14 protein-coding genes are annotated in these 12,566 nt (G+C 71.9%); 7 read left to right on the top strand and 7 right to left on the bottom strand.

Going from position 1 to position 12,566, the window contains the following annotated elements:
* Positions 1–171 precede the first annotated feature (171 nt).
* Both ACZ68L_RS19640 and ACZ68L_RS19635 read right to left on the bottom strand, forming a co-directional pair.
* Entirely contained in the window at positions 172–528 is a 357-nt protein-coding gene (locus tag ACZ68L_RS19640) for a DUF4190 domain-containing protein (protein WP_469578552.1), read from the bottom strand.
* 95 nt (positions 529–623) lie between these two features.
* On the bottom strand, positions 624–1,307 hold the full coding sequence (locus ACZ68L_RS19635; RefSeq protein ID WP_469578550.1) for a TetR family transcriptional regulator: 684 nt from the start codon (positions 1,305–1,307) through the stop codon (positions 624–626).
* A gap of 230 nt (positions 1,308–1,537) precedes the next feature.
* Between ACZ68L_RS19635 and ACZ68L_RS19630 the strand changes: the two genes are divergently transcribed.
* The 3 genes from ACZ68L_RS19630 (at position 1,538) to ACZ68L_RS19620 (ending at position 4,757) form a co-directional block, all read left to right on the top strand.
* Positions 1,538–2,869 (top strand): glycosyltransferase family 4 protein, encoded by a 1,332-nt coding sequence (locus ACZ68L_RS19630; RefSeq protein ID WP_469578548.1) that lies wholly within the window; start codon positions 1,538–1,540, stop codon positions 2,867–2,869.
* 62 nt (positions 2,870–2,931) lie between these two features.
* A complete protein-coding gene (locus ACZ68L_RS19625; RefSeq protein WP_469578546.1) occupies positions 2,932–3,687 on the top strand; it encodes a class I SAM-dependent methyltransferase in 756 nt (251 codons plus the stop codon).
* Positions 3,684–4,757 carry a prenyltransferase gene (locus ACZ68L_RS19620; RefSeq protein ID WP_469578544.1) on the top strand — a complete coding sequence of 358 codons (1,074 nt, stop codon included), beginning with the start codon at positions 3,684–3,686 and terminating at the stop codon, positions 4,755–4,757. The genes ACZ68L_RS19625 and ACZ68L_RS19620 overlap by 4 nt, the downstream gene beginning before the upstream one ends.
* A 98-nt stretch (positions 4,758–4,855) precedes the next feature.
* Here ACZ68L_RS19620 and ACZ68L_RS19615 read toward each other — a convergent pair whose 3' ends face one another.
* Positions 4,856–5,146: a hypothetical protein gene (locus ACZ68L_RS19615; RefSeq protein ID WP_469578543.1), complete on the bottom strand. Its 291-nt coding sequence runs from the start codon at positions 5,144–5,146 to the stop codon at positions 4,856–4,858.
* Positions 5,147–5,297: 151 nt separating this feature from the next.
* Here ACZ68L_RS19615 and ACZ68L_RS19610 point away from each other — a divergent pair, with 151 nt between their 5' ends.
* The 4 genes from ACZ68L_RS19610 (at position 5,298) to ACZ68L_RS19595 (ending at position 8,738) form a co-directional block, all read left to right on the top strand.
* Positions 5,298–5,882 carry a hypothetical protein gene (locus ACZ68L_RS19610; protein ID WP_469578541.1) on the top strand — a complete coding sequence of 195 codons (585 nt, stop codon included), beginning with the start codon at positions 5,298–5,300 and terminating at the stop codon, positions 5,880–5,882.
* Positions 5,883–6,125: 243 nt separating this feature from the next.
* Positions 6,126–6,902 (top strand): maleylpyruvate isomerase family mycothiol-dependent enzyme, encoded by a 777-nt coding sequence (locus tag ACZ68L_RS19605; RefSeq protein WP_469578539.1) that lies wholly within the window; start codon positions 6,126–6,128, stop codon positions 6,900–6,902.
* Between the two features lie 115 nt (positions 6,903–7,017).
* A complete protein-coding gene (locus ACZ68L_RS19600; RefSeq protein WP_469578538.1) occupies positions 7,018–8,106 on the top strand; it encodes a PHP domain-containing protein in 1,089 nt (362 codons plus the stop codon).
* Positions 8,103–8,738: a VOC family protein gene (locus ACZ68L_RS19595; protein ID WP_469578536.1), complete on the top strand. Its 636-nt coding sequence runs from the start codon at positions 8,103–8,105 to the stop codon at positions 8,736–8,738. Before ACZ68L_RS19600 ends, ACZ68L_RS19595 begins: the two co-directional genes overlap by 4 nt.
* On the opposite strand, the gene ACZ68L_RS19590 is transcribed toward ACZ68L_RS19595, so the two are convergent.
* The 4 genes from ACZ68L_RS19590 to ACZ68L_RS19575 form a co-directional block, all read right to left on the bottom strand.
* On the bottom strand, positions 8,739–9,761 hold the full coding sequence (locus ACZ68L_RS19590; RefSeq protein WP_469578534.1) for an LLM class F420-dependent oxidoreductase: 1,023 nt from the start codon (positions 9,759–9,761) through the stop codon (positions 8,739–8,741). It abuts the gene before it with no gap.
* A 122-nt stretch (positions 9,762–9,883) separates the two neighbouring features.
* Entirely contained in the window at positions 9,884–10,720 is an 837-nt protein-coding gene (locus tag ACZ68L_RS19585) for a hypothetical protein (protein ID WP_469578532.1), read from the bottom strand.
* A gap of 192 nt (positions 10,721–10,912) precedes the next feature.
* A complete protein-coding gene (locus tag ACZ68L_RS19580; RefSeq protein ID WP_469578530.1) occupies positions 10,913–11,854 on the bottom strand; it encodes an N-acetylmuramoyl-L-alanine amidase in 942 nt (313 codons plus the stop codon).
* 22 nt (positions 11,855–11,876) lie between these two features.
* On the bottom strand, positions 11,877–12,533 hold the full coding sequence (locus tag ACZ68L_RS19575) for a class I SAM-dependent methyltransferase (RefSeq protein ID WP_469578528.1): 657 nt from the start codon (positions 12,531–12,533) through the stop codon (positions 11,877–11,879).
* Positions 12,534–12,566: the final 33 nt, after the last annotated feature.

The following is a 12,566-nucleotide window of genomic DNA, read 5'->3' as shown; positions in this document are numbered from 1 at the left end:
ATGTGATGTCGCCGAACCGTATGAACACCCTGCCGCCGTCGACATGGTGCAGGGCACCCCACCTGGCGCGGTGCGCATGTGGGGGCCGCACATGGGCCGCGCCCAGGGGGCGGAGCGTACCGCCCTTGGGCGCGGCGGCCTCTGCGTGTCAGCGCCGCGGGTGGTGACCCGTCAGGCGTACGCGAGCGCCTGGACCGTGGCCGTGATCACGCCGAGTGCGGCGAACGCGATGCCGATGATGCCCATCACCATTCCGGCGGTCGCCATGCCGCGGCCGCCGCCCTCGCCCCGGTCGGCCATGCGCCGGGCCGAGACGCCGAGGCACAGCGCGATGATCGGCAGGACGATCGGGATCAGCACCAGCCCGAGGATGCCGAGCACCATCGAGGCCGTCGCCTTGCCGCTGGGCAGCGAGGCACCACCGGGGTAGCCGTAGCCGTAGCCGGGCGGGGGCTGGACGCCGTAACCCGGCCCTCCCGGGGCCTGCGCCCCCGCCGGGACGCCCGCGCTGCCTGACTGGTCAGTCATGTCTTCCTCTCCATCGGTGCTGGTCAGGACCATGTTAGGGAGAGGTTTGTGGTGTTATCGGACGGAACGGTGAGGGATGTGTGACGAACGGTCCGTCAGGACGCGTCCGCAGGCGCGGAGGCGTCGGAACGCCGGGACGTGTCGGAACGCCGGGACGTGTCGGACCGCCGGGACGCATCCGGGGGAGCCGTCACGTCGATCAGCCGGCACACCGTCTCGATGTCTATCTTCACCTGGGCGATCGACGCCCGCCCCGACAGCCAGGTGATCAGCGCGGAGTGCCAGGTGTGTTCGATGACCCGGACCGCGGACAACTGCTCCGGCGTCGGGTGCTCCAGGCCCATCGCGTCCAGGATGATCGCCGTCGTGATCCGCGAGACGGTGTCCACCTCCGGGCTGACGCTGCGGTCCGCGAAGGTCAGCGCCCGCACCATCGCGTCCGCCAGATGCGGTTCGCGCTGCAGTGCGCGGAACGCCCGCATCAGGGTGCCGGCGACCCGCTGCGCCGCGTCGTCCCCGGCCGGGGGGCGTTTGTGCAGCGTCGTGTGCATGTGCTGGAGCTGGTCCTGCATGGTGGCGACCAGCAGATGGATCTTCGACGGGAAGTAGCGGTACAGCGTGCCCAGGGCGACCTCGGCGGCCTCCGCGACCTCGCGCATCTGAACCGCCTCGAACCCGCCCCTGCCGGCGAGCTGGGCGCTGGCGTGCAGGATGCGGCGGCGACGGGCCTCCTGGCGTTCCGTCAGCGGCGGCGACGCCGGCCTGGCTTCCGCTGTCATGTGTCCCCATCCATGGCTTCTGTCCGCAACCGGAGGGAGGCGCTCGGTCTCCCGGCGGCGCACAGCATGCCAGGGTGCCGGGCCGTGGCGCGAATCACCCGGTCCGGCCGTTGCACCGACGCTACCTGCCGGTAGATTCGTAGCTCATTGAACGATCCAGTCTGAAACTTGTTCTAGATTAGCGTGAGCGGTTACGCTCCGGCGAACACGCAGGGAGAAGGGGGCCGAGTGTGACCGCTGAGGCCGTGGAGTCGGGCCCCCGCACGGGGTGCGCCGCGTCGGGCACCCCCGGCGACCGCCCGCTGCGCATCGCACTCCTCACCTACAAGGGCAATCCTTTCTGCGGCGGCCAGGGCGTCTATGTGCGCCACCTCGGCCGCGAGCTCGCCCGCCTCGGCCACAGCGTCGAAGTGATCGGCGCCCAGCCCTATCCGGTGCTCGACGAGGGCGTCCCGCTCACCGAACTGCCGAGCCTGGACCTCTACCGCCAGCCCGACCCCTTCCGCAGCCCGAAGCGCGGCGAGTACCGGGACTGGATCGACGCCGCCGAGGTCGCCACCATGTGGACCGGCGGCTTCCCGGAACCGCTCACCTTCAGTCTTCGCGCCCGACGCCATCTCGCCGCCCGGCGCGGCGAGTTCGACGTCATCCACGACAACCAGACCCTCGGTTACGGGCTGTTGGCGGACCTCGGCGCCCCGCTCGTCACCACGATCCACCACCCCATCACGGTCGACCGGCAGTTGGACCTGGACGCCGCCGCGACCCGTCGCCGCCGCGCCTCCGTGCGCCGCTGGTACGCCTTCACCCGCATGCAGAAGCGGGTCGCGCGCCGGCTGCCGTCGGTGCTCACCGTCTCCGGCTCCTCCAAGCAGGAGATCGTCGACCACCTCGGGGTGCGCGAGGACCGCGTCCATGTGGTGCACATCGGCGCGGACACCGGTCTGTGGTCGCCCGACCCGTCCGTCGCCGAGGTCCCCGGCCGGATCGTCACCACCTCCAGCGCCGACGTCCCGCTGAAGGGCCTCGTCCATCTCGTCGAGGCGCTCGCCAAGCTCCGCACCGAGAACCCGCGGGCGCACCTCGTGGTCGTCGGCAAGCGGGCCGAGGACGGCCCGGTCGCGCGGGCCATCGAGCGGCACGGACTCCAGGACGCCGTCGAATTCGTCAAGGGCATCAGCGACGCCGAACTCGTCGACCTGGTGCGCGGCGCCCAGATCGCCTGCGTCCCCTCGCTGTACGAGGGGTTCTCGCTGCCGGCCGCCGAGGCCATGGCCACCGGTACGCCGCTGGTCGCCACCACCGGCGGCGCGATCCCCGAGGTCGCGGGCCCGGACGGCGAGACCTGCCTGGCCGTCCCGCCCGCCGACGCCGGGGCACTGGCCGACGCGCTCGCCCGGCTGCTCGGCGATCCGGAACTGCGCGCCCGGCTCGGCGCCGCGGGCCGCGCCCGGGTGCTCTCCCGGTTCACCTGGAAGCAGGCCGCCATCGGCACCGCCGCCCTGTACCGCGAGGCGATCGACGCCCGCGCGGGCACCACGCGCCCCGGCGGCCGACGGTGACCCCGCAGTCCGCCCACGCTGTCCCCGCCCCCTGACCCCCTCGACCGCGAAAGCAGGCATTTGTGCTGACCGTGGACTTCACCCGCTTCCCGCTCGCCGCAGGTGACCGAGTGCTCGACCTGGGCTGCGGCGCCGGACGCCACGCCTTCGAGTGCTACCGGCGCGGCGCCCAGGTCGTGGCCCTCGACCGCAACGGCGAGGAGATCCGCGAGGTCGCGAAGTGGTTCGCCGCGATGAAGGAGGCCGGGGAGGCCCCCGAGGGCGCCACCGCCACCGCGATGGAGGGCGACGCGCTCAACCTGCCGTTCCCCGACGAGTCCTTCGACGTCGTGATCATCTCCGAGGTGATGGAACACATCCCCGACGACAAGGGCGTGCTCGCCGAGATGGTCCGGGTGCTCAGGCCCGGCGGCCGGATCGCGATCACCGTGCCGCGCTACGGCCCCGAGAAGGTCTGCTGGACGCTCTCCGACGCGTACCACGAGGTCGAGGGCGGCCACATCCGCATCTACAAGGCCGACGAACTGCTCGGCAAGATCCGCGGCGCCGGCCTCAAGCCGTACGGCACCCACCACGCCCACGCCCTGCACGCGCCGTACTGGTGGCTGAAGTGCGCGTTCGGGGTGGACAACGACAAGGCTCTGCCGGTCCGCGCGTACCACAAGCTGCTGGTCTGGGACATCATGAAGAAGCCGGCCGTCACCCGGGTCGCCGAGCAGCTGCTCAACCCGGTGGTGGGCAAGAGCTTCGTGGCGTACGCGACCAAGCCGCACCTGCCCGTGGCCGCCGCCGAGGACCTCTCCAAGGCCGAGGCGTGACCACTCCCGAGCAGACAGAACATCTCGTACTGCCCGGAGTCCTCACCGCCGAGCAGGCCGCCGAGACCGTCGCCGCCCTCCTCGCCGCGCAGTGCGAGGACGGCGCGCTGCCCTGGTTCCGCGGCCACCACCTCGACCCCTGGGACCACACCGAGGCCGCCATGGCCCTGGACGCGGCGGGCGAGCACGCCGCCGCGGAACGCGCGTACGACTGGCTGGCCCGGCACCAGAACGAGGACGGCTCCTGGTACGCCGCGTACCACGACGGCGACCCGGAACGGCCGACGGACCGGGGTCTGGAGACCAACTTCTGCGCGTACGTGGCCGTCGGCGTCTGGCACCACTACCTCGCCACCGGCGACGACGCGTTCGTCGACCGGATGTGGCCGACCGTCTACGCCGCCGTCGAGTTCGTGCTGCGGCTCCAGCGGCCCGGCGGCCAGATCGGCTGGAAGCGCGAAGCCGACGGAACCCCCGTCGACGACGCGCTGCTGACCGGCTGTTCCTCCATCCACCAGGCGCTGCGCTGCGCACTCGCCCTCGCCGAGCGGCGCGAGGAGCCGCAGCCGGACTGGGAGTTGGCGACCGGTGCGCTGGCCCACGCGATCCACCGCCATCCGGAACGCTTCCTGGACAAGAGCCACTACTCGATGGACTGGTACTACCCGGTCCTCGGCGGCGCGCTCACCGGAACGGCCGCCAAGGAGCGGATCGAGGAGGGCTGGGACCGTTTCGTGGTGCCCGGCCTCGGAGTGCGCTGTGTGCTGCCCAATCCGTGGGTGACCGGCGGCGAGAGCTGTGAACTCGCCCTGGCGCTCTGGGTGATGGGCGAGTCCGACCGGGCGCTGGAGATCCTCCAGTCCATCCAGCACCTGCGCGCCGACGGCGGCATGTACTGGACGGGGTACGTCTTCGAGGGCAACCGGGCCTTCTGGCCGGAGGAGCTCACCACGTGGACCGCAGGTTCGCTGCTGCTCGCGGTGGCCGCGCTCGGCGGCGACGAGGCGACCATCGCGGTCTTCGGCGGCGAACGGCTGCCGCGTGGGCTGGAACCGGACTGCTGCGGATAGAACCGGCCGACCAGGGTCTTTCGTCCGGACCGGGCCGGATCGGCGAGCCGGGCCCGGTACCGGGGCACGCGGGACCGGCATGGTCCGGACGGGCGGCTTCAGCGCCGGATGCGGCCGGCCACCGCGTGACCCACGAAGAGGTAGACGACGGCGGCCAGTCCGTATCCGGAGACCACCCGGGCCCACGCCTCGTCGAAGGTGAACAGGTCGTACGACCAGCTCGCCAGCCAGCGTGCGGTGTGCTGGACGACGTTCACCAGGTCGTTGCCCCGGTTCGCGTCCAGCAGGTACATGAGGATCCACAAGCCGATGACCAAGGCCATGACGTCGGCCGCGACGGCTATGACACGTGCTGCGGTGGTGCTTCTCGTTCCTGTTCGAGGAGACATGGCTTGCGGGTTGCCGTTTCCCGGCGGGTGAAACCCGGACGGCGGCCCCGAGTGGCACGCCGCCCGCAGCCACGCGAGCCTTACGGAGAGTGGCGATGTCCGTCACTTACCGTAGAGGTCGCCGTGAGGTGCCCGGTCAGGGAGGCCCGCTGTGCGCAGTTCCGCCGCGAACGGTTCCGTACCGCTTCGCCGTCTGCTCGTCCCGCTCCTGCTGTCCTGCGTCGTACTGGTGGGCGCCACCGCGTGCGGCGGCGGTGACAAGGGCGGCGCGAGCCGTTCCGCGTCCCCGAGCGATACCGCGTCCCCGGGCGGGACGCCGTCGGCGCAGGCGCAGAAACTGGCCAAGACGCGGTTCGTCGCCAACGCGGGGCTCGCGGCCGGGGCGACGTACCAGTGGATCGTGAAGCCGTACCGCGCGGGCACGTTCAAGAAAGGTACCAACGGGCGGACGTCCGCCCTGGTCAAGGCCGGCCTCGCGGGTGGCTTCGCCTACAACCGGCTGAAGGCCGCCGTGGTCAACGCCAAGGGCGACCCCCTGCTGTCGAAGGCGGTCGCGCCGCTGACGGCGGGCATCGAATCGCTCAAGGGGCTCGGCACCAAACTGCGCAGGGGCGAGGCGGGCGCAGGCGACATCGGCGCCTTCGAGAGCGTGATCAACAGCGTCAAGGACGCGGGCAGGAGCGCGGGCGCCGATGTGAAGGACAAGGTGCCCACCACGTCGCAACTCGGCGGATGATCGATGGGGCCCCGGCTCTTGATCGAACTAAGGGCTGTCCCGTGATCCGTGGTGGATCGGCGCGCGGCGTCGGATGCGGTGCATCGCAAGGCGGAGGGACGTCCGCATACTGGATGTATTCGGACGTTCCGACAACGCGGCGAGGATGGGGCCTCCCCTGTTCGAGCGCAGCCGAGAGCTTGGGGAAGTAGCTGTCGTCGCGCGCCCGCCAGGGATGACGGGACAGCCCTTAGGGTGCGTGTCATGAGCGCACTGCCGCACGACCTCTACTGTGACGAAATCAGCGGCCGCACCGACGCGTTGAGGGCCGCGATCAGCGGCGCCGACCTCGGTGCGACCGTACCGACCTGCCCCGACTGGACCCTGCGCGATCTCGCGGTCCACGTCGGCCGCGCGCACCGCTGGGTGGGCGAGATCGTACGCACCCGGGCCACCGAAGCGGTCCCGCTCGAACGGGGACCGGAGTCCGGGCCCGAGGGCGACGACCCCGCCGTGCTCGACGCCTGGCTGGCGGACGGGGCGGCGGAGCTTGTCGAGCTCCTGCGCGCGGCCGGCCCGGACCGGAAGGTGTGGTCCTGGGGCTGGGAGCACAGCACGGGTTTCTGGGCGCGTCGCATGGCGCACGAGACGATCGTCCACCAGGCCGACGCCGCGCTCACCGCGAGGACCGGCTATGAGGTGGCACCCGAGCTGGCCGCCGACACGATCGAGGAGTGGCTGGAGATCGTCGCCTTCGTGCGGGCCGCGGGCAACGAGAAGGCGGCCGGGCTCACCGGCGCCGGGCGCTCGATCCACCTGCACGCCACGGACGTGCCCGGCGCCGAGTGGCTGATCGAGCTCGGCGAGGACGGCTTCACCTGGCGGCGGGCCCACGAGAAGGCGACCGTGGCGCTGCGGGGCCCGCTCACCGACGTCATGCTGGTCTTCAACCGGCGCCTGCCGGCGGACAGCGACCGGGTCGAGGTGCTGGGGGACGCGGAGGTGCTGGACTTCTGGCTGGAGCGCGCCGCGTTCGGCTGAGCCGCCGCGGGCCTCCGTGGGGGCGCCGGTCCCGCGTCCGCCGCGCGGGCCGGGCGGTGCTGAGCCAAGCTGGAATCGACAGCCCGTGTGTCCGGCGGCCCCTGTGGAGGTGCCGATGGAGCCCGTCCGCGCCCTGAAACGGATCGCCTTCCTGCTGGAACGCGGCAGGGCCGACGCCTATCGCGTACAGGCGTTCCGTACGGCTGCCGACGTGGTCGCATCGATGGCGGACGGCGAGATCGGGCGGCGGGCCGCGGACGGCTCGCTGGAGTCGGTCGAGGGCATCGGACCGAAGACCGCACAGGTGATCAGGGAGGCGGCGGCCGGGGAAGTGCCCGGCTACCTGGAACGAGTGGAGAAGGAGGCCGCCGCCGTCCCGCTCACCGAGGGCGGCGCGAGCCTCCTCGCTCTCCTGCGGGGCGACTGCCATCTGCACTCGGACTGGTCGGACGGCGGCAGCCCGATCGAGGAGATGGGCCGCACGGCGGCGGAGCTGGGCCACGAGTGGGCGGTCCTCACCGACCATTCGCCCCGGCTGACCGTGGCGAACGGGCTCTCCCCGGAGCGGCTGTACCGGCAGCTGGCGGCGATCGCCGGGCTCAACGAGCGGTGGGCACCGTTCCGGCTGCTCACCGGCATCGAGTGCGACATCCTCCCCGACGGCTCCCTCGACCAGGAGGACGAGCTGCTGGCTCGACTGGACGTCGTCGTGGTCTCCGTACACTCCGCACTGCGGATGGACGCGGCACCGATGACCAGGCGCCTGCTCGCGGCCGTCCGCCATCCGCGGGCGAACGTCCTCGGGCACTGCACCGGCCGGCTGATCACCGGCCGGGGGCGCCCGGAGTCGCGGTTCGACGCGGACGAGGTCTTCGCCGCGTGCGCGGAGGCGGGCACGGCGGTGGAGATCAACAGCCGGCCCGAACGGCTCGACCCGCCCCGCCGGCTGCTGCGCCGAGCCGTCGCCGCGGGCACCCTGTTCGCCATCGACACCGACGCACACGCGCCCGGTCAGCTGGACTGGCAGATCCACGGCTGCGCCCGCGCCGAGGAGTGCCGTGTCCCGGCGGAGCACGTCATCTCCACCTGGCCGGCCGACGACCTGCTGGCCTGGTCGCGCGCGGGCACGACCCCGGAGCGGGTCCGCTCCGGAGCGGACGGGACCCATCGGCGCGGCCCCGGGACAGGAACGGTGAACCCATGACGGCCACAAGCGTGCGCGGCATCGACCACATCGGGGTCACGGTCCCCGATCTGGAGACCGCGACCCTCTTCCTCACCAGGGCGTTCGGCGCCGAGGTGCTGTACGACACCCTGCGCCGCCACGACGAGCCGCTCGGCGGTCCGGACGTCGAGCGGCGGCTCGGCGTCCCGGCGGGCACCCGGCAGCTGGCGATCCGGATGCTGGCCCTGCCCGGTGACGGTCCGGCCATCGAGCTCTTCGAGTTCGAGGGTCCCCGCCGGGAACCCCCGGCGCTGCCCTGCGACTTCGGCTGGCAGCATGTGGCGCTCTACGCCGACGACCTGGACGCGGCCGTGCGGGGCTGTGTGGCGGCGGGTGCCTCACTGCTCGCCGAGGCACAGCCGCTGCCGGGCCCCGAGGCGGGAGAGCGTAACCGCTTCGCGTATCTGCGCACTCCCTGGGGCAGCACGCTGGAACTCCTCACGTACCCCGACCCCCAGCCCTGGGAACGCACCGCATCACGCCGGCGCGTGCGCCCCGCCCCGGTCAGCACCGGGACCTGGCCGACGGACCCGGCACGACCAGGGCCTGGGGGCTTTGGTGCGGACCGGACCGGATCGGCGAGCGGTGCCGGGCACGCGAGCCCGGCCTGATCAGGACGAGAGACCCTGATTGAGCTCCGCGAGCACCCGCAGCGTGTGCGGGTCCGGCGCCGTCACCAGCAGATCGGTCACCGGCCCCTTGCGCCACAACTCCAGCCGCTCCGCTATCCGTTGCCGGGGTCCGACGAGCGAGATCTCATCGGCGAACGCGTCCGGCACGGCCAGCACCGCCTCCTCCTTGCGCCCTTCGAGGAAGAGCTGCTGGATCCGCCGCGCCTCCTCCTCGAATCCCATGCGCGCCATCAGATCGGCGTGGAAGTTGCGGGCCGCGTGCCCCATCCCCCCGATGTAGAAGCCGAGCATCGCCTTCACCGGCAGCAGCCCCTCGGAGACGTCGTCGCAGACCCGCGCGCGGGCCATCGGCGCGATCATGAACCCGTCGGGCAGGTCCGTGAGCGACGCCGCGTACACATCGGTGCGCAGCGGTGACCAGTACAGCGGCAGCCAGCCGTCGGCGATCCTCGTCGTCTGCGCGATGTTCTTCGGCCCCTCCGCCCCGAGCAGTACCGGGAGCCGGGACCGCAAGGGATGGGTGATCGACTTCAGCGGCTTGCCCAGTCCGGTGGCGTCGGGGCCGTTGTACGGGTGGGAGTGGAAGCGTCCGTCCAGTTCGACGGGGGCCTCGCGGCCGAGCACCTGGCGGATGATGTCGACGTACTCGCGGGTGGCGGTCAGCGGGCTCCGCGGGAACGGCCGCCCGTACCAGCCCTCCACCACCTGTGGCCCGGACAGGCCGAGGCCGAGCATCATCCGGCCGCCGGAGAGATGGTCGAGGGTGAGGGCGTGCATGGCGGTCGCGGTCGGGGTGCGCGCCGCCATCTGCGCGATGCCGGTGCCCAGCCGGATACGGGAGGTGTGCGCGGCGATCCAGGTCAGCGGGGTGAACGCGTCGGAGCCCCAGGCCTCCGCCGTCCACACCGACCCGTACCCCAGCTCCTCGGCCTGACGGACGAGCTCCAGTTGGGCCGGATCGGGGCCGCGGCCCCAGTAGCCGAGCGCGAGTCCGAGCCGCATTCCGTCGCCTCCCAAGGATTCTGACGTTTCGTCAGATCATTGACGCACGGACGGAGAGTACGACAGCGGCCCCCCGCCCGGAAGGGGCGAGGGGCCGTTGTTCGTCCTGCGGGCGGGTGGGCTCAGCCGCGCTGGATGCCCGTGGTGTCCTGGAGCACACCGCGACGGCCGTCCTGCGTCTGGGCGATGAGGCTCGCACCGCGCTGCTCCACCGCGAGGTACCAGGTGCCCGGAGCCAGTTCGGCGATCGGCGACGGCGAACCGTCCTCCCCGTACAGCGGGCGGGCCACCGGCACCGCGAACCAGAACGGCGTGAAGTCACCGGACGGCGCGCCGGCCGCCGGAGCCTGCTGGGCCTGCTGCGGCTCCGGCTGACCCGCCTGGGGCTGACCGGCCTGCGGCTGCGCGCCGTACGGCTGCTGCTGACCCGGCTGGGCGCCGTACGGCTGCTGCTGGGCGCCGGGGTAGCCGTACCCCTGACCGGGCTGCGGCTGGCCGCCGTACGGCGACTGCACGGCCTGCGGGCGCGGGGCGCCCATCAGCGGAGCCTTGAGCGCGGGAATCAGCGGAGTCCCGACGGCGCCGACCGCGAGCACGGCCGTGCCCAGCAGGCCGAGGATCAGACCGGCGCCCGCGTTGCTGGCGTCGATGGTCGACCAGAACGCCGTCCACAGGGTGAAGACGCTGAAAGCGGCGCCGAGTTGGCCGAGCTCGAAACCGAGGACCTTGCGGGCCGGCAGGGTGTGGCCCACCACGACCAGCGCCGCGGCGATGATTCCGCCGAGGTAGATGCTCATGAGGGCCGCGAGCGAGTCCCAGGCGTTCGGGGCCGAGTAGCCGGAGCAGTTGAGGCCCGAGGGGCATTCGTAACCGTAGAGGTGGAGGAAAGAGGCGATGAACAGCACCACCGCTGCTCCGATCACCACGCCGTCGCCTCGAGTGAGGGAGCGCATATTCACGTGAAGGTCCTTAGTCGGTCGTCTCGTCGGAGTGGTCGTCGCTGCGGCCCGCACGGGTACGGCGGGCACGGCGCAAGGCTCGGGAGTGGCTCCCCATCGTAAGGATGAATCTATCGCCTGCCGGGCAGGGCTGTGTCCCTGACCGGACCCTGGACGCACTTCCCCCCAATTTCGCCGCAGAACTACCTCTTGTTACCCCTTGAGGTAGCTGCTGATGCCATCGGCAATGCCCTGTGCCGCCTTCTGGCGCCAGTTCGCGCTGGTGAGCAGAGCGGCGTCCTTCGGATCACGCATATTGCCGCATTCGATGAACACTTTGGGCACGGTCGACAAATTAAGTCCGCCGAGATCCTTGCGGATGTCCAACCCGGTATTGCCGCCGACGTAATTGGAAGGCGCACTTCCGGTATCGCGGACGAAGAGACCGGCGATCCGGGTGCCGAGATCGCGGGAGGGTTCGACGATCTTCGTGGTGTCCGCCTTCCCGCCCCGCACCGGCCCGGGGAGGATCACATGGAAGCCGCGGTTGCCGGCCGCGGAACCGTCCGCGTGCACCGACACCACCGCATCGGCCTTGGCCGCGTTGCCGATTCGGGCCCGCTCGTCGACACACGGGCCGTACGGACGGTCGTTGTCGTACGTCAGCACGACGTGCGCGCCCTGCGCCTCAAGGAGCGTGCGCAGCCGGTGCGACACATCCAGGGTGAACTCGGCTTCAGGATAACCGGAGTTGGTCGACGTGCCGGTGGTGTCGCACTCCTTGCGCGTGGTGCCGATGTCGACCTGGCGGCTGATCTCGCGGGTGTGCAGACGGTTGTTCGGGTTGTGTCCGGGATCGATGACGACGGTCCTGCCCGACAGCGGCCCCGAGGCCCGGCCGCCCGTGGACTTCGAGGGCTTCGCGGAAGGAGCGGGGGAGGCGGACGTTCTCCCCGGAGCCGGGGCACTCCTCGACGGCGAGGCCGGCGGCGGCGCCGCGGAGGTGCCGGCGCCGCCCTGTTGGGGCTCCGCCCGTGCTCCGCCGTCGTCGCCCGCGCCGCAGCCCGCGGCGGTCAGGCACACGGCGGTGAGCACGGCGGCGGCGAGCAGGGGCCGGCGGCACGGGGTGGGGGGAACGCTCTCGTCGTACGGCACCACGCGATGCTATCGGGGCGCCTCAGATGCCCGGTCCCGTACGCCGCAGCACCCGCAGCGAATCCGTGGCCGAGACCTCGGCGAACGCGCCGGAGGCCAGCGCCCGCAGATAGATCCGGTACGGGGCCTGGCCGCCGTGCGCCGGGTCCGGGAACACGTCGTGGATCACCAGCAGCCCGCCCTCGGCGACATGCGGTGCCCAGCCCTCGTAGTCACCGCCCGCGTGCTCGTCGGTGTGCCCGCCGTCGATGAAGACGAAGCCGAGCTTCCCGCCCCAGACGGCGGCGACCTGCGGAGACCGCCCGACCAGGGCCACGACGTGGTCTTCGAGCCCCGCCGCGTGCAGGGTCCGGCGGAACGTCGGCAGCGTGTCCATCCGGCCGACCTCCGGGTCCACGACGGTCGGGTCGTGGTACTCCCAGCCCGGCTGCTGCTCCTCGCTGCCGCGGTGGTGATCGACGGTGAGGGCCGTCACACCGGCCGCGCGGGCGGCGTCGGCGAGCAGGATGGTGGAGCGTCCGCAGTACGTGCCGACCTCAAGGACCGGCAGCCCCAGCGCGGCAGCCTCGACGGCGGCCGCGTACAGCGCGAGTCCCTCGACCACCGGCATGAAGCCCTTGGCGGCCTGGAAAGCGGCGAGAATCTCGGGCGACGGCTCGGCTACGGACTCGGCGGGCACGGGTTCCTCCTTGGGTGGGGACGGTTCTGCGGG

This window comes from Streptomyces sp. NPDC104309, from assembly GCF_055584025.1.
Note: the sequence above shows the minus strand (reverse complement) of the source record. Positions and strands in the feature narration are given on the sequence as shown.